Here is a 17,666-nt window from a genome sequence, read left to right on the forward strand (position 1 = left end):
ATTATCCAATTGCGTCAGTTAAGCAACGCCGGGCGCTAAAGGTGCGCCTAGAAAGTTTCCTTTCCGAAAGGGGATTGATGGGAACTTTATTTTTCCTTAAACCGAAACGGTTAGATGGGTCTGGATAACCGTTACTGCCATGATGTCGAAAATCCCACCGGTGTCCGTGTATTTGGTATCGGAGAGTTCCTCGTACCGCCCGAGATTGTTGTATGACGTTTGTATCTCACCATTCACCTGGCCACGATAAGCGCCTTCAAGATAGGTACGGTCTTCGCGATGCGCATGGACGGTAGTGCGGATAACGGGATCGGCGACTTTCTCATCGGTGACCTGCTTAATATAGAGAGCCTCCTCGTCGCTGATGGAAAACTTTTCCCGAATCTCGTCGATCATGTCTTGCACAGAGATTCTTTTTAGAGGCGGTCCTACGCCCTTTTTGCCCCCGCCAGGCCTGAGTTTTACTGCACCGCCGGTGTTTCGCACCTCGCCTTGGTACTCAACTGCCGCCTTGATTACCTCGGTCTGGCGGATCTGCTTCATCAATTCAGATACACTACCCTGCTTGATAAGCTGCGGTCCGATGTACTCCGCGAACGTGACGAACTCCTTGATTTCATCTGGGTAGCTGAAAAAGCACGTCAGGAAGTGGTAGCTCTTCACGAGCCGGGCGAGTAGGTAGACAAAGACCTTGCGGTCTTCCGGGGATGTGAGCTTTGCTTGAAATCTTACCCGAAGTCCATTGACAGCGAACTGCACTTGGGCGTCGGTCCCGGTGGCTGCCAGGCTCACGAAGTCGCGAGCATCAGTTTGCGTGAAGACGCCCACCGCGAGAATATCGGCGTGTAGCCTCATGCAAAGCTCCAGATCTGGTTCGTCGGGCTCGAACGGCGTGCCCTTTCGATACTTGGCAAACGCCTTCAGAATGGCCGAAGCGTTATTCGTGAAGTCCACTACCACGACATCCCTCTTGCCTTCGTGGCTGCGGTTCAAGCGTGACACAGTCTGCACTGCGTTGCGACCAACCACCGGCTTGTCGAGAAACATCCCGGCGAGGAGCGGCTGGTCAAAGCCGGTTTGGAATTTGTTGGCCACAATCATCAGTCGATAGTCCTCACCTTCGAAGCGATCTTCGATCAGCTCGCCTTCCTTGAGTTCGTTGGCTGCATGCTCGCTGATGGTCTCGTTCGTTTCTGGATGCACGAAGTCCGAGAAAGCGTAAAGCACCTTGTAGTCCGCGCCGCGCTCCCTGAGTTTCTCCTTGATAATGTGGAAGTAACGCAGGCCCGCCACACGCGAGGTGGCGACGATCATCGCCTTGGCACGGCCGCCAATGAGCGGCTTTACATCCTTTCCAAAAATGCGGAGCATCACTTCGGCCTTGTATTGGATCAGCCCGTCATCCTGGAAGGCGACGTTCTTGAGCGCCTTGGACACTACTCCCTTGGGATAGAGCTTCTCCTCGTCCGGCTTGGGGACGATAGGACAATGGAGATTGTAGAGCGTCTTGAAGGAGATGATGCTCGCCGCCACATCCACGATGTATCCCTCTGCGATGGCCTCGGACTCGGAGTAGGTGTCGAATGGCGCGCCGAATAGGGTGACCGTGGCCGGAGCGGGCGTAGCGGTGAACGCGACAAAAAGTTGATTGCGGTCATGCTCGCGGATGATCTTGGCGATCTTCTCTTCCTCGTCCTTGCCATCGTCCGCTGCATCTTCTGCGTCGGCATCGTCAGACTTCCGGAACGGAACGCGGATGGCTACCCCCATCTGGCCTTCCTGCGAACGGTGGGCTTCGTCAATCAGGAATGCCACACGTAGGTTCTTTAACTCGGGGTTCCTTTCGATCTCCTCCAGCACCCAGGCGAACTTCTGTTGGGTTGTGACGATGATCGATCTGTGCTCCTTCAGGAAACGCGGCAGGTCTTCTGCCTTCCTTGCCAGACCCACCACAGCTTTCAGATGCGTGAACTTCTCGATGTCCTCCCGGATGTTCGTATCGAGGGACTTGCGATCCGTCAGGATGAAGACGACATCCACCAACTTGTCGCTGGTGCCCGGCCTGAATGAGCTGTGCAACCGGTCAGCCAGCCAGCAGATCGACAATGTCTTGCCGCTTCCAGCCGAGTGATCAATGAGGTACTTCCGCCCGATCTCGCCCGTTTTCACGAAATGGGCTAGCGCATCGTCCACCACTTTCCGGACCATGCGGCTCTGGTGGTAGCGGGGCATAATCGTGAACGCAGAACTCGCCGACCTGTCAGCTTCTGCTTCGCGTTTCGGTACCCGGACTAAGAAGAACGACAGCGCCTCAAGCAATTGCTCCTTCGATAAGACCTCTCGGTACAGGAACTCCACCGGATATTCGCCTTCCGTCTGTGGTGTGTTGGTCAGTCCCGTATTGTGCCAGCGGAAATTTTCTGCACGACGCGGATCGGTGGCCGCCATTACGTCGCTGGTATCAGCGGCGAGGTAGAGGAATGGATGGAGAAAGCACTTTCTAGCATGGTCGCGCGCAGTGAACTGCGCGACCGCGTCATGCACGTTCTGGTTCCTCTCGTGCTTGACCTCGATCGCCACTATAGGTAGACCGTTGAGGAAGAAGACGAAGTCGATCTCTTTATTCGTTTCACCAAAGTAGAAGTGTGGGCGAAAGGTGATACGGTTTTCCCGGTGTTTCTTCGCCGCGGCGCTTTCGTTCGAGCGGGGTTTCGGATAGTAGAGGCGGAATTCCAGTCCGCGCACCTTAAGGCCATAGCGCAGAATCATCCAGAGGGGTGTTTGTTCCAACTCCTTACGCAGTGCTCGGAACACCTCCCCCCGCGCGTCGGTGCCATAGTCGTCCGCAAGCTTCTTGAGCGTGTCGGCTTGGGTGGCTTTAAGAAAGGCCCAAAGCTGATCTTCAGCAATGCAGTGCTCGGTGTCCGTTATTTCGGTCTGTTCAAGCACGCCGTAGCCATGCACACGGACAAGAAAGTCTGCGATGTGCTGCTGAAAGGTCAGCTCCGGGCCTTTCTCCTTAGCCATGCGCTTGCACCCGGTTGAGATCAGCCTCGGTTACTCGCCGCTGCCCGGTAACGCATTCGTGGATCAGCGACTTGCGGTAGGAAATGAGAGTTTTAATCTGGGCCTCGATGCCGCTCGTGATCTGAGCGACCTGCGCAAGGCTTTCATCGAGAAACTGGCAGATCGCCCGCTGCTCCTGAATTGACGGCAGTGGGATTGGGAACAACCCGACTTTTGTAGAGTTCGTACTTGCTAAGTTTGTTGTCCGTTTGCCTGTCGCCTCAAAGTAGTCTCGTCCGTATTGGGATGCTGTAAGATAGGCCAAGAATGCAGAAAGCAGCTTGTGTCCAAGACAGCGGACTGCGAAGATGTGATTCTGGTGCAGACAGCCTGAGATTTCCCCGCTCCAAACCGTTCCCCGACCGAGCTTGTCCAAATCGCCACCTTCAGTCATGAGTACATCACCAGGACGCAACTCAACTCGGCGAGCGACATGGAGCGGCACCTCAATCAGCGTCACGTCGTCCAAGCTCAAGTGCCCGTCCTGGACATTGGCAACTCGAAGATAAGGACGTTTGATGGTCGGCCCTTCATATTCCTTTCCGAGGGTCAACCCAGTCTGAATCTGGGACACCCTCTTCAGACTTACCAACTCCCAGTGAGTTGGCACTTCCTTCATCCAAGTATTTCCAGTTTGACGCAGATCGGTGTGTGTCTGAAGGCCTCGAGTTACAACACGCGTTATCGTCGCATTACGCAAGGCGTCTAGTGGTTCAAGCTGGCGGCGTTTGGCAGTCACTGCCGCATCAATTGCAGCACAACTCGCATCCAGAAACGTCACAATCCGCTCTTGCTCCGGCAACGGCGGGAGCGGGACATTAAACTGAGCTAGCTGCGTCGGCCAACTGACGCGGGGCATCTTCGCTCCATATGCGAGCGCGTTGCAGCGCTCAATGAACCATCGTGACGCTAGACAGTAGAAAAGGAAGCGACTGGCAATTCTCTCCGGCTTGAATGCCAGAATCTCGCCTGTGCACTTCCCGTCGAAGTCCGCTGTGTAGTACTTCTCGAGATATGGTCTGAGCTTGCCAAAGAGAACGTCGCCCTTTCTAAAAATGGTGACGGCGCTTTCGACTTCCAGCGTACAGCGCCGACCCAATATCCTACCCGTGCCCGATTCAATGTCTTCGAGTTCGAGGTAGTCCTCTTCCCGGCTCTCCTCAGCGGTCTTTTCGTTTCGCAGCGCAACAACGTCTTTGAGGCGGTCGAAAGTCCAACCATTGGGAAGCTGATCCAGAAAGCTGTCGTGTTGGCCGATCACCCTGCCAATCCCTCCAGCATTTTCTCCGCCTCCTTCTCCAGCTTCCAGAACTCTGCAAGCAGGTCCTTCGTAGGCCTGGGCGGCTGGTAGCGGTAGAAGTACTTATTCGGTAGAATCTCGTATCCAAGCTGTGGGCTGTCTTCCCAACGGATGATCGGTTTGGCGATTTCGCGCTTGAGAAATGTCTCAATATCCTCCCCGTGAGGGATGTACTCGTCGTCCTTCACGTAGTTGCGGTGCGTCCATTCGACTGAGACGATTTTCGGTCCATCTTTTATCAGCGTCTTAAACTTCTCGGCCGCGTTGTCCTTCGGGCCGAGGGTGAAGGCCTCCATCTTCTCGGCATTGCCGACTTTTAGCCGCATGTGGAAGGTCAGGTCGCAGTCGTAGAACTCCTGCTCCTTCTTCAAGTTTGCGGCGGTGAATGCCTTTTCGTAAGGCTCCGTAATTGTCGCCGGCTTGTCGTGCTCGTCGAATTGCCAGAAGACGACGTTGACCTTGTGGTAGGCAAAGTCCTCACGCCGGAATATCTTTACCCGCTCATCGGCGTAGCCCTTGTTCCAGCCCTCCCGGTATCGTTCTTCGATCCATGCGCGATGCACGTCTGTGATGCGGTTACGCTTGTTGCCAAAGGACTTGGGTTCCTTTTCATACTGCTGGCGGCCGTCAATCAGCATCACCAGGCCCTTGTGCAAGGCCGGTTTTTCGTTCCGGAGCAGCCAGATGTAAGTGAAGATGCCCGTGTTGTAGAAGAGCTGGTCGGGAAGCATGACAATGGCGTCGAGCCAGTCGTTTTCCAGGATCCAGCGGCGGATCTCACTTTCGCCAGACCCGCAGTCGCCATTACTAAGGGGTGAACCGTTGAAGATGATGGCGATTCGGCTCGTACCCTTCTCCGGTGCTTTCATCTTGGCGAGCATGGTTTGTAGAAAGAGCAGCGCGCCGTCGTTCACCCGCGGCATGCCGGCCTGATAGCGGGTCTTCTCCAACTTGCGCGCCTCGGTTTCATAACCGTCTTTACCACCCCAGGTCACGCCGAATGGAGGATTCGAGAGCATGAAGTCGAAGCGGAATTTGGACTCGGGCAACTGATCGCCGGGTTCGTTACTGCCGCGTTCATGGGGAATCAGGGAGTTGCCGAGATACACCTTGGCTTGCTGATCGTTCTTGATCAACAAGTCTGCCTGGCAAATGGCATAATTCGTGGGTGAAAGCTCCTGGCCGTGAACGGTGACGTATTTCTCGACGTTCGCTTTCTTTTCCGTCGTGGTGGCGCGGTCGAGCAGGTGTTCCTTAGCTACCGACAGCATACCGCCTGTCCCGCAGGCGGGATCGTAGATGGACATATGCCGATCGGGTATAGGCATATCGAGCAATTCGACCATTAACCGAATCACCTCGCGCGGAGTGAAGTGTTCTCCGGCCTCCTCTCCGCTCTGCTCTGAAAATCGCCGCAGCAATTCTTCATAGATATAACCCATCTCCAGCGGCGACAGCATGTCCGGCCCAAGTTCCAGTTCCTTGTACTGGTTTAAAATCGGTGCGAGGCGATTATTCTTAACCATTAACCCGATAGTGGCCCGGTAATTGAAGTGTTCGATGATGTCGTCGACGTTCTTCGAGAATCCATTAATATACGCTCGAAAATTCTCTTCGAGCAGCGCGTGGTCTTCCTCATAGACCTTCCTAAGCGTCCAGCCGGTTTTGTTTGAGAACGGCGCCGTACTGATTTCCAGGCCCTTCACCAGCTTCGTGAGTTCCTTCTCGGTCAGTTTTGGTCGTTTCGCGAGCACTTCGGCCACCTTGCTCGCGCGCCATTTAACGAGCACGCACTCCAAGCGGCGAATCACGATGATCGGCAGGATGACGTTCTGGTACTCATAGGCCTTGAACTTGCCACGCAGACGCTCGGCGGATTTCCAGATCTCGTCAGCGAGGTTGTCGAGCTTAGGCTTATTGAGTGAAAGAGACATAAATCAGATCCTTTACAGCGAGCCACAACGGGGCTTGGGCCTGGTCTTGCATTAACAAATTATTGAGTTCTAACTTACAAGCCTTCGATTACTTTTTCTGGATAGAAGGGCTCTCGCGGCATCTCATCGGAAGTTATCTTATTTGCGGAATTATACTGAAAAGGAAAAAGGATCGCAAGGACGTATCTAACTCATAGGCAACGAAGGAATAGCAGGTATACTCAATTTCGACCTGCTTAATTTGCTGGAGGCGATTACTGCGTGCAGCCAAATTTCTGCGCAATTACAGTTATATAAATCCGGAGTAGTCTCTCCTTGTATCGTGTGAAAATCATACCTTCACTTTTTCAGACATAGTAAGGCCAAACTGTTCTTCCTGTAACAAATGAAAAAGAGCTTGTCCCAACTCCAGTAGACTTCACTTGTTAATCGTTATCGATTGAAGGTAATGATATGATTTTTTCTGGGTGGTTGTTACGTATAGCGTTTGGAAATCGATTCTGACTGAGGACCTTACCTCCAATTACGAGGCAAGTGGACTTCGCAAATGCACGATTAAAACTTGAACTCAGGGGGTCAATGACAAAACATTATTAATTGCAATATACCCTCTCCCCTGTAAGAGTTAGGGTTCACCAATGCCAGGAATCAATTGTGCTGCCTCCCGAAATATACCGTCAGGGTCGGGAGGGAGAATAACTCTAGCGAATAAATTTTCTAAATTTTCTTTGCATACCACGGCTATACTATTTTTGCCCGCCTCTTCAAAATGAACCTGAACTTCTTCTTTAGGCAAAGAAGAAATAATTACCGGTTGGACCAATAAATGACCATATCCAGCAGTTACGATCCTCTCTTTTATAAGCTTTGCCCTCTGCACTAACTTGGCGAGTTTATCATTCTGATTCAATAAGCCAGTTGTACATTCGATTACAGCTATATGGCCAGCAGGAGTGAATGCTATAATATCAGGTCCTTTTTGAATTTTTGGAATTTTCCCATGATGCGATACAGAGAACCCTAAAACATTAAAGAGCAATGCAACACCGTCTTCAAAGATACGTGATTTATCATCCGCGGGCTTGAATAGACGTTCTTTAATTACTTCTAATTCTGGGTCGAAGACTTGATGAATGGCGTGACGCGGATTCATACGTTTTTGAGGATCAAACACCCACCATTGGTGGAGGGCAACATTATTATAGTTTAGAAAAGCTTGCAGTAACGTGGCTTCTCCAATTTGAAGCTTAATAGAGCCGATCTGGAAATCTCCCTCAATCTTCCATTCAAATGAACTTCCCGCTACTGCGGAACGCTCAGTCAAATTTTTTCGGAGGATCTTAAGTCCAAAGTTTATTTTTTGAATATCGAGGCCACCAGCCACCTTACATTTTATTGATGCCTCTCTATTAGTGATCTCAGAGGTATCCATTATCGATGCCGGAGGTCTCGCCGCAATTTCTAATGTAACAGAGTCACCCATCTGCGATGAGTTTGGCAGTCCTAAATGAATTAGCAGTTCATCCAGAGTGTCGAATGGCTGACTCGCGCATTTCAGCTCCCAATCAAACATGTCGGGTGTTTTGAAATCTGGCATAGACAGCAACTCATGTTTTGAACCTCCACGAATTATAATGGCTGGGAATCTTGGGCCAGCGTTTATTAATGGATGGTAGATCGGAAAGAACCCCAGATGGAATGGATTCCCCTGATTTGGCGGCAATTGGCAAGTGAAATCCGATATCGTCATTTCACCTTTTTTTGCTTGATCTAGAGCAGTTTGAATATCTCCTGGAGAAATAGCTTTTATCTCACGACCTGCTATAACATGTTCGGACTCAAATTTAAATTGCAGCTTGGAGTCAGGTACATTGCTGGGTTCTAATAGAATGCGGCCGAACAAAAGCTTTGGACCATCCGGAGTCTTAATAGTAAGGTAGGAACAGTCCAGGAGACCATAGGCTTCTTCCCAGGAAGACAGAAGTTTTGCGAAAGCATCAATCTGATTATGTTGTGTACTCATATAAATATCGTGGCGTTATCACAATGTTGAGAACGTCCGTATCTTCAGCTCTGTTGTTTCTTCCAACCCGCTGGGAAGTTTGGTCCCTCGGGTAGTTGAAAGTTGATTAATTGAGTCTTGCCGCGTGTCGAGGGGTGCATCCACCACCGTTTGAAGACCCTCACTAGCGAAGATATATAATTTAGCGGAATATTTCATGGATGAAGATTTTACTCGAAAATCAGCAACTTTTCAAATCACAGAGGTTGTTTAGTAGTAGGCGACAATTTTCCCGAAGACTGCTTCCTGAAACGAACAGTTGGCGAGATTTATTCTACATTGTATATTTCGATCGGAATTCCGTTCTGACCAAATTCCCGACCCTCCCCTCGATATGCCTTTTGCCTAGAATAATGGCAAACGACACCCATCAATGTCCTTCCAGGATTATTGCGTTCGGAGCTCTCAAGTTTCTGGATATCCTTACAAATGCGAGGATATGATATATAGAAGGATTTAGAAAGGCTCTTAGGGAATTCCTACTGAAGATCAACAACTGAGTTGCTTTTCATGACGTGAATCGATATTATCCAGAAACTAGATATTCCTCGTTAAGCGACAGTCATCTTCAGGAAGGACGCATAAGAGTCGTGCCGGGTTCATGCACAGTGTGCGGAGAAAGTGAAGGCGTCGACTTCGATGCACACGGGATGTGCTTCAACTGCCGAATTCGGTCGACCGCCGGGCCGGATCTGACGTGTGCCATCCTCGGGCGGGGCGACCAGGGAAATGAGGCCGTTCGTGGCTGCGACCGACAGTCTCGCATCGTCGGTTGCTGCCAACACTGCCACACGAGCTATCAAGTCGGCGAGGTTCTACTCGAGGATGGTCGTTGGGCTGAGGTCTGCTGTACAGTCGAGCGCGCCCTTAGCTCTGCGGATCGCTTAAGCTGGACTCCTTTCAGCAAGCCCGACCACTAGGCGCATGAATCTAATGCAACGGATCGCTTAACTTCATGATCCGGCGGACGGGCTTCGCCCGCCGCTGATCGCGAGCGGTAGGCGGCCCTACTCTCGTTTTGACCACTCGTTGAGGTACGCATAGGATGACGGTCTCCCCAGAACTCACGAAGATCTACTTTTCAGATTTCTTCGGCGTTCCGCCCGAAGTACTGGAGGATTACGGCGCGTTCAACGTCTCGTTAATCAACGATTTGCCCCTGTTCGTCGATCCGTTCCTCATTTTTAATAGCGATGACCTCACGTACCGCCAACTCCACAAAGAGATTGTCCGTTACGTCGTATTCCTGCGTAACAAGTCCCTCGCGGGGCGCATCCCGGACGGATTGCTAAAGGCTTGGTTCACGTTTTCCGAGGTGAAGGAGAACTGGCTGGGTTATTCATTGAGCGGCAACAAGGGAACGGGGTTGGGGATGGACTTTGCCCGCGCCCTGAACGCAAGTCTGGCGACGCGGATCTCCGACTTTGGGTCCGAAGAGATCACCAAGAGCAGCCACATTGAGAAAGTGTGTCTAGTCAGCAACGGCGTTGGGAAAGACAATATCAGTGACTTCGTTACAAATCTAATTAAAGGCTATTTGCTCGAATACACGCAGACGTTCGCTGGTAAGTTCCTGAGCGTGGCCCAGCGCAAGACCCTATCAGTTGAAAAGGCAGTTTTCAACTACGATACAGAGACCTGGGAGACCCGCCAGTACGACCTTCCCTTTGTGGACAATGAGTTCATTCTCCTCACTCCGACTGATCTACTGACCAAAGATGAAGTTTGGATCAACCGTACTGATATGGTTGAGCAGTATACCACCATTGCAAGTGCGGTCGACGACGATCAGCTCCGAGCTCAGGTCAACAACTACTTCTGGCGCGTCCTCAACGGCATTCAGGAACGGGACGAGGAGAAGCGGCGACGGAAGCGAGAGGCTGCAGGCAAGAGGCGCAAGAAGCCGCCCAATAAGGAGCCCAATGAGAAGCAGGTCGCTGAGGCCGCCGTCTCCACTTATCGCGAATTTCCGACTCTCATTGATTACTTCATCAGGTGGAAAGAGGAGCACGGTGACGAGGCGGAAGCTCAAGCGGATGAGAAAGTGCGATCTTCCGAACGCCTCTATATCGGCCAAGTGCGCGCTTTCGCTTCGTATCTTCTCGAAAATACACCGTTCTACGGCTCTGCTGGAGCAACCCTGGAAGAGGCCCGAGCGCGCGTCGAGTTCTTAAAGGACGTCATCGAGAACAAAGGCGGATGGAGGTTGTTCTACTCCGAAGGAGAGCCGATCAGACGGGAATCTGACTTGCAGATTCTCTTTCGACTCACATGGTGCAATACCCCGTCAGATGTGAACCGCGAAGTTAACAACGGGCGCGGACCCTCAGACTTCGAAATATCGCGCGGAAGCTTCGACAAGTCACTGGTTGAGTTTAAGCTCGCAAAGAATACCGCACTCGCGAGAAACCTAGAACACCAAGTTGAAATCTATAAAGCTGCTAGTGACGCTCAGCATGCCTTGAAGGTCATCGTGTTCTTCACGCAGCAGGAAAGGGAACGAGCTGTGGCAATAATTCGCGGCCTTGGCTTTGAGAATGATCCGCACATTATTCTTATTGACGCGAGGAGTGACAACAAGCCGAGCGCGTCCAAGGCCGACTTCCACTGACCAGTCCTATCAGACGGTACGGTCGGCCGCCTAACGAGCAGGTCGGTTGATCCGTCGCAGCTGCTCGCAAATGGTTGTATCGCACTTCCGTTGTCGCTGGTACTGGATGGGCTCGCAGCTTACCTTCATGCGTTAGGCGTCCGAATGAAATCAGGAATCCAATTCGAAGAAATCTGGTTTGACGATTACATCGTCGAACTGAAAATTAAGTCATAAGGGCTTTCAATATTTTTAACTAAGGTATATGTCGCGCATTCAGATTGACGATCTAATACAATGCTTCGAGTTGGACTCCTTACGTCGGTGCTCCGCGCCGCCTCCGTTCACCGCTCAAGCTTGTCATTGGGCAATAAGGGTGGACTAGCGAGATGGATGAGCATGCGTTGATAGAGCGAGTCTACGACCATGTCGAGTCCAGCGCTGTCGACAAGGCGGCTGTGGCTTGTTTGCGGCTCGCGAGAAAGATCGGAGACTCATTCAACGTTGTAGTTTTCTTGCGAGAACTCTACCCTGATCACCACCAACTGAAAGTAGCGTTCTTCGAGGAGACCCAGCAACTGAAGAAGGAAGCGCAAGATTTTTTATGGAAAAGTACGCAGCGCAGTTGGCTGGAAGAGAGGAGCCTTGACTACTCGCTAGCCGAAGACGAAGACAAGAAGGTACTAGCGATGGGTGTTGGCGATTTGATCCGAGAAGTCGAGCAGATGGAGAAGTCGATCGAGGATCTGAGGCTCCCGCCAGGGATGGGAGAGTTCGACACTGCAGCGTTTACCGATCGGCACTCCCAGCTGAAGAGCCGGATGCGACTGAAGATTCAAGCGTGCCACACGATTCTGGAGCGCATCAGAACGAGATGCCTAAACTACGCAACCCGAATCGAACAGCAGCTACAGGCAGCTGGCCGAGCTTCGGATTTTATGGCATCAGTACAGAACGATGTGCATAACTACTATGCAGAGCGCTCTAGAACAACGTACGAAAAGCTGCGCAAGGCAGCCAGTCTCATAGGCTCGAAAGAACCTGAAGATCATGCACTGCTACTTACAGCAATTCGGCGCGCGGTAAAGGCGGTCGCTGACTACCACTTTCCGCCGCAGCCGCGTCCGGTCGAGTGCCGGGACGGGGTAACCCGTGAATTGGGCGAAGAGCAGTATCTAAATCGTTTGCAGGAGTTCTGCGTCTCGCTGACTCCATCGAGCAGTTCTAGCAAGCTACTTCAGGCAGAGATGGCTTACTTAAGCACTTTTGTTCGGAGACTTAACGATGTAGCTTCAAAAGGCGTTCACGCGGAAGTCACCAGCCTGGAAGCTAAACAGGGTCTTCTTGGCTTGTATCTGTTTGTCTCTAATCTAATCGCGAAGATAGAGCAGAAGCAAGAGGCCTGATCATCTCTTGGCAGTTGACCTCAAGCACAGGGAGTATGCCTAACAACTCTTTGCAACGGGCGGCCCTGATGGGCTGCCGCTGAACTTGAACGTTCGGCACCCTTCCTCTCCGTAATCGTCAGTTCTCAGTCGTATTCAATATATTGAATAGTAGGTGGAGACATCCCGTAGAGAAATTCTTCCTGAAAGTGTGACTTTCTATCACGTCTATCAGGACAGCATTTCCTCTAGGAATAAATAAAATACTTTCTAATAGTCTATATTTCAATTCTCGAGCTTCCAGATAAGGCCAGTACCGACAAGATTGCTTTTAATTCTCTTATGTGGTATTTGTCCATAGGGGGAGGAAAAAGTATTCAATCTAACTCAATTTATGATCTTTGACCTCGAAACTCCGTTATTAAATCAGTTTCGGCCAGAACACGGCAGGCCAGCAGTTTTACGATGCATATATTTGTAGATGAAGCAGGGCCGTTTATAATCCCACCGGCACGGAAGTATTCCGTTTCATGCGTCGGGGCATTGGTCATCAGGGATCTTGATCTCGACAGGATCTTCACCGAATTTGAAAAGATCAAGAAGCTCTGGGGCATTTCAGAAGGAGAAATTAAAGGTAGTAAACTCAACGAAGAGCAGATTGCTACCGTGATCTATCTCTTGAGCGGATATGACGTGATTTTCGAGATCACTGCAATTGATATGGCAATGCAGACGCCATCAGGTTTGACAAAACACAGGCTTGGGCAAGCCGAAAAAATGATTGAGCGCGTTACCGATGGCTTCCATGAGAATGTGAAGCGTGCTTTTCACGATCTACGGGAGCAACTCAAAGGAACGTCAAATCAGCTGTATGTGCAGGCAGTTTGTAGTTTTGAGTTACTCTATAAAACCGTGCAACACGCAACTCTGTATTACGCACAGAGGTGCCCAAAAGAGCTCGATGAGTTTTATTGGAAAATTGACGCCAAGAACAATAACCTAACACCGTATGAAGACATGTGGCAGAAAATTATTTTGCCAATCCTTCAGTCAAAATCCTTCTTAAGGCCATTTATCCAGTTAATTGAGGCAGATTATAGTTATTTTGAAAAGTACTTTAAGGAATCCCCTGAACCACCTAGACACCTTGCAGAGGCAGTAAGTGATGCGAGACCATTCCAGTATGTCCAGATCAATAAAATCTACAAAAAGCATTTAGCCTTCGAACAATCACATAAGAGTTTGGGATTACAAATGGTCGACATCCTTACTACCAGTGTTCGGCGCGCTATGAACGGTAATCTTCAACCCCCAGGATGGTCACGGATCGGACAGCTCATGGTCCAGGCTAGTAAAAACTCACAGGTTGTTCAGATTCTCGATCTATCAGGAAGCAGACCTCCAAAATACAAAGCTAAACCTCCCTATTGGAAAGTTGTCCCACTAATAGAAAAGACATGTAAGCAGATATTGGTTTAAGAAGCTGAAAAAACTATAGTGTAGATTTTTCCTTACTATACATTAGTAAAAGGCACTCTCTATCTATTTCGGAATATGCTCTATGAGTAAAACTCAATCAAAAACTATACATATTGGAAATATGGGGGAGCATTTAATAGGATCTTTGTTGTCTCAGTTTTGCATCGTCAGAAGTGTTGCACAAGGTAGGGATACTGGAATCGACCTGTACTGTGAGATCTTAAAGGAAGAGAGCTTAAAACTGTCGCTTCATTTTTTTTGCCAAGTCAAAACAACCAGGAGAGATATAAATTTCTCAGCTATTAAAAAATATTTTGATTATTGGCGTAATCAACCAGCACCTGTTTTCTTATTTCATGTGAAATATAAAGACATTAAGAACCTTAGCAAAGCACACGAAGTGTGGGTCTACGACATTCCTTATGCACTTGCTATCGACGATGCAGAAAAAATAAATCAACTGGTAACTAGAGATGTCGATGTAAAAATTCAACTATGTGGAGAAGACAACAATAAAAATAAAATGACATTAAAAACGTTCTTATATGGCCATGTACCGTGGTCCTATGGTCTTTGGCAAATGAGGCACTATGGTCTTGTTTATCCTAATCCAGAAATCATAAAACCAGTGGACAATATATTTGTTGGCGGATTCTCGAAAATATATAAGGATAAAATAGAACAATCGATTGAATACGCAAATTGGCTACTGGAATTAGAGGGTAAGGAGAATCATACTTTGAAGGAAGGCTAACAAAATGGTGGAGCTGCCCAGATACTGCCAAGAACGTTATCAGTTCTAGATGATCCTGATGATTTGGAATGAAAATGATTTTTACCTTAACATATGACGGAGAGTTGAAGGCTAATGGGGAGGCGAAGCATAAGCAAAAAATTCGCCGACTATTTCACGGTCAATTACGTGAATTATGGAAGGCGACACCCTACGAGCAGTTAAAATCTCCCCCAGAAAGCGTAACTCAGACAAGAGGAAAATTTCGGTTCTTTCCGCTCGTGACAGCTGCTCGTAATGAAATAGCAGAACTGAAAATAACGATGTTACGTCCGGGCCAAGGCCCAGGCTACATCATTGGCCAAGGAGGTGATATAGACAATCGACTTAAAACCTTGTTTGATTCACTAAAAATTCCTGATAGCAATCAGATTCCTCCCGAAGACCAGCCGGTAGATGATGAAAATCCATTCTTCTGTTTGCTTGAAGACGACATACTCATCACGGATTTATTAATAAGTACTGATCGTCTGTTAGAACCCTGTAAATCGAATTCTCACGTTAAATTAATTGTTCGCGTTGAAATTAAGAACATGCCAAGGATAGGTGCGGCCATGATTTCTACCCTCGGGTGGTCACGGTGAGCTTTCAGGTGATACATGTTTCCCTTGTTAATCCTAGATTGATTTAACTTCACAAGTTCTTTCTTTGTAGGTGAACATTCCGGCAAGACATCCTTCCTGTAATCAACGGTTGAAGGAAATCGATAGATGGGGTAAAGTACAAATACAAATCAGCAATGTTACTCTGAATATCTTGGATGCGATGACGCAGGGCATTGGCGGACGCAAACTGTATTCACAATGGAAGAAAAAGAAGGTCGGGTGTTGCATCCTGGTCTTCCCAGGTTATCAAGATTCAAGACGCGACCCCAAGAACGCTAGAACTATGCCGAAAAGAAAAAATGACTTTCAGGAGCTTATAAAATCTGTTTACGATCAGATTGTTCCTGATGGTGGAAAAGTGACAGAGTCAGAAATGGTTTATGATAAGGATGCTGACGCACTTAGAGAGGTGGATATCGTTGTCGAATATAGATATGCACATCACGATTTTAAAATTGCTATTGAATGTCGTGATCGTTCAAGAAAGGATAGTGTGGAATGGATAGACAGTCTAATTGGAAAAGCTAAATCATTGTCTGTAAATAAAGTGGTGGCAGTCTCTAAAGAGGGATTTACAGACACTGCAATAAAAAAAGCAAAAGCAAATGACATTGACACATTAACACTTGAAGAAGCCATAGACACTGATTGGTCTAATTTCCCATTTAAACCAGGAATCGCAATCATTACTGGTGAGAACTTTAGGCTTCATGACGTATTGTATAAAAAAGATGAGAAATATCACTCCTTGAAAGAACTTGATTTACGATCTTCTGTAGTGATAAATGGTAACGATTGTGGATCAATCAAAGAAAAATTCGAATATTTTTTTCTTAATCATTTGCTTCCTTTTATACAGACCAAGAAAAGAAAGGAATTAATGGAGCTTTTTAAAACACGGGCCGATCTCGACAAAGAAATATATATAGAAAGCAATCATACATTTCCAGGCATCTGCGCCCGTCTACCCACCGGAGAAGAAATCGATATTTCTGTATTGAAGTTTATTGTTTTCGGTACACGTAGCACTGAAGAAGTTGATCAAAAGCATTATAAACTTAAGGAACTAATGGTGTCGACGGGAGAGCATTTGGATAGTGATGGTTCAACAATTAAATTCAATATTGTTCAAGATCCAGAATCAAAAAAGATTCACGGTAGATGGCAAAAAGTACCACCAGATGATGCCTAACACGGCGGCTCAACCAGGATGCTCCTGTCGTCGCACCTGTTAGCCGCAACGTTAGCCTCCCTTTCTCTCCTTAATCGTCAGTTTTTTCAGTCTTTTGCAACGTATTAATTTGTAGGTGAACCAAATGGCGATCTGATCCGCCATTTTTATTGCGTGGAAGCCGACTTTCGCGTAATAGGTCTCTTAGGATCTTTTGTAAGAAAATCTGAATAAGGTGCGTTAAAACCTGTTTTGGGAGCAGTCTGGTTTTATCAAATTAAAACCTTGTCATATCAGTCGCTCAAAATCCTTGCGCCCCGGCTTGATCTCTTGCCATAACTGGTATATCGTAGCGCAACTATTGCAGGTTGTTTCCCAGTCACCTTCAAGAAAAATGAAACGATCCCATAAAGAATCCAAAGCCCCGTAAGCGCTTTATGGCAGAATCCGGCAGATTTTGGAGTCGGCCCGCGCTGGCGCTGCCCGATCGGTCAATACCGCCCAGGTGATGTCGAACTGGCTCATCGGACGGCAGATTGTCGAAGAAGAACAGCGGGGGAAAAAGCGGGCCGGTTATGGAAAGCCTCTCTTGAAAGGGCTTTCTGAAAAGCTTCAAGCCGATTTCGGAAAAGGGTATTCGGTCGATAATCTGGAGCTCTTCCGGTGTTTTTATAGGATATCCCGACCTGATTTCCGAGGCGGTGCGCCGGAAATTAAAAGAGGCATCCACCTCCATCGAATCAATCACACTTTTGTCGCAGGTGAATGGGGTGAACCCATTTGTTGATCTTGACCTTTTTTCATTCTTTTCTGCCAACCTTTTGCCACCGTAGTCTAGGCGGGAAGAGAGTTATAAAGATACTGCTATCTCCAGTCCATAAGTCCTTTCCGATCTCATGAGTCATAGAGGGATGAAACATTATCGTCACCTAGACGCTGGATTGGTCGATCCCGGATCCTCATGCCGTCTTCTTTTTTTTTGTTCGACCGCTGATGGTATCAACGGGCCCAGCGCTCCGCCGGTTTTCTAAATTGAGGTGTCCGAAGGGTGGCGCCAACCATTGATACACCCTTTTCCATCTCTTGAAACGTCTGATCAATTCGCGCTGGGATTAGCTTGTCTTCTATGTCTCCGAGGGTGTCGGCCGACACCAAGGCACAGGCAATATTCTTTATGAGAAGTATAAAACCGATGACATAAGCCAAGACGATCAACCCAAAAACAAAGTATAGGTTCAACATGGGATTCTCCTTCTTAGTGAATCGTTCAGGTTTTTAGAT

At 48.6% G+C, this 17,666-nt stretch carries 12 protein-coding genes; 6 read left to right on the plus strand and 6 right to left on the minus strand.

Annotation, left to right across the window (positions count from 1 at the left end; all coding sequences use genetic code 11):
• Positions 1–96: 96 nt before the first annotated feature.
• From MCM46_15495 to MCM46_15510, 4 genes are all read right to left on the minus strand, one after another.
• Positions 97–3,027 carry a DEAD/DEAH box helicase family protein gene (locus MCM46_15495; protein MCG3113219.1) on the minus strand — a complete coding sequence of 977 codons (2,931 nt, stop codon included), beginning with the start codon at positions 3,025–3,027 and terminating at the stop codon, positions 97–99.
• On the minus strand, positions 3,020–4,327 hold the full coding sequence (locus tag MCM46_15500) for a restriction endonuclease subunit S (GenBank protein MCG3113220.1): 1,308 nt from the start codon (positions 4,325–4,327) through the stop codon (positions 3,020–3,022). The genes MCM46_15495 and MCM46_15500 overlap by 8 nt, the downstream gene beginning before the upstream one ends.
• On the minus strand, positions 4,324–6,300 hold the full coding sequence (locus tag MCM46_15505; protein MCG3113221.1) for a type I restriction-modification system subunit M: 1,977 nt from the start codon (positions 6,298–6,300) through the stop codon (positions 4,324–4,326). The genes MCM46_15500 and MCM46_15505 overlap by 4 nt, the downstream gene beginning before the upstream one ends.
• 625 nt (positions 6,301–6,925) lie before the next feature.
• Positions 6,926–8,323: a hypothetical protein gene (locus MCM46_15510; GenBank protein ID MCG3113222.1), complete on the minus strand. Its 1,398-nt coding sequence runs from the start codon at positions 8,321–8,323 to the stop codon at positions 6,926–6,928.
• A gap of 1,084 nt (positions 8,324–9,407) precedes the next feature.
• Here MCM46_15510 and MCM46_15515 point away from each other — a divergent pair.
• The 6 genes from MCM46_15515 (at position 9,408) to MCM46_15540 (ending at position 16,406) form a co-directional block, all read left to right on the plus strand.
• A complete protein-coding gene (locus MCM46_15515) occupies positions 9,408–10,973 on the plus strand; it encodes a hypothetical protein (GenBank protein MCG3113223.1) in 1,566 nt (521 codons plus the stop codon).
• 368 nt (positions 10,974–11,341) lie between these two features.
• On the plus strand, positions 11,342–12,358 hold the full coding sequence (locus MCM46_15520) for a hypothetical protein (protein MCG3113224.1): 1,017 nt from the start codon (positions 11,342–11,344) through the stop codon (positions 12,356–12,358).
• Between the two features lie 444 nt (positions 12,359–12,802).
• The gene (locus tag MCM46_15525) at positions 12,803–13,816 is read left to right on the plus strand and encodes a DUF3800 domain-containing protein (protein MCG3113225.1); all 1,014 of its coding nucleotides are present in this window, start codon (positions 12,803–12,805) and stop codon (positions 13,814–13,816) included.
• Between the two features lie 82 nt (positions 13,817–13,898).
• Positions 13,899–14,570 carry a DUF4365 domain-containing protein gene (locus tag MCM46_15530; GenBank protein MCG3113226.1) on the plus strand — a complete coding sequence of 224 codons (672 nt, stop codon included), beginning with the start codon at positions 13,899–13,901 and terminating at the stop codon, positions 14,568–14,570.
• 68 nt (positions 14,571–14,638) lie between these two features.
• Positions 14,639–15,193 carry a hypothetical protein gene (locus MCM46_15535; GenBank protein MCG3113227.1) on the plus strand — a complete coding sequence of 185 codons (555 nt, stop codon included), beginning with the start codon at positions 14,639–14,641 and terminating at the stop codon, positions 15,191–15,193.
• Between the two features lie 109 nt (positions 15,194–15,302).
• A complete protein-coding gene (locus tag MCM46_15540) occupies positions 15,303–16,406 on the plus strand; it encodes a restriction endonuclease (GenBank protein ID MCG3113228.1) in 1,104 nt (367 codons plus the stop codon).
• 364 nt (positions 16,407–16,770) lie between these two features.
• Here the strand turns inward: MCM46_15540 and MCM46_15545 are convergent, their stop codons facing one another.
• Together MCM46_15545 and MCM46_15550 are read right to left on the minus strand one after the other, a co-directional pair.
• A complete protein-coding gene (locus tag MCM46_15545) occupies positions 16,771–17,202 on the minus strand; it encodes a hypothetical protein (protein MCG3113229.1) in 432 nt (143 codons plus the stop codon).
• Positions 17,203–17,384: 182 nt separating this feature from the next.
• Positions 17,385–17,627, minus strand: a complete 243-nt coding sequence (locus MCM46_15550; GenBank protein ID MCG3113230.1) for a hypothetical protein — start codon at positions 17,625–17,627, stop codon at positions 17,385–17,387.
• Positions 17,628–17,666: the final 39 nt, after the last annotated feature.

Source organism: Candidatus Manganitrophus morganii, from assembly GCA_021651055.1.
Lineage (GTDB): Bacteria > Nitrospirota > Nitrospiria > SBBL01 > Manganitrophaceae > Manganitrophus > Manganitrophus morganii.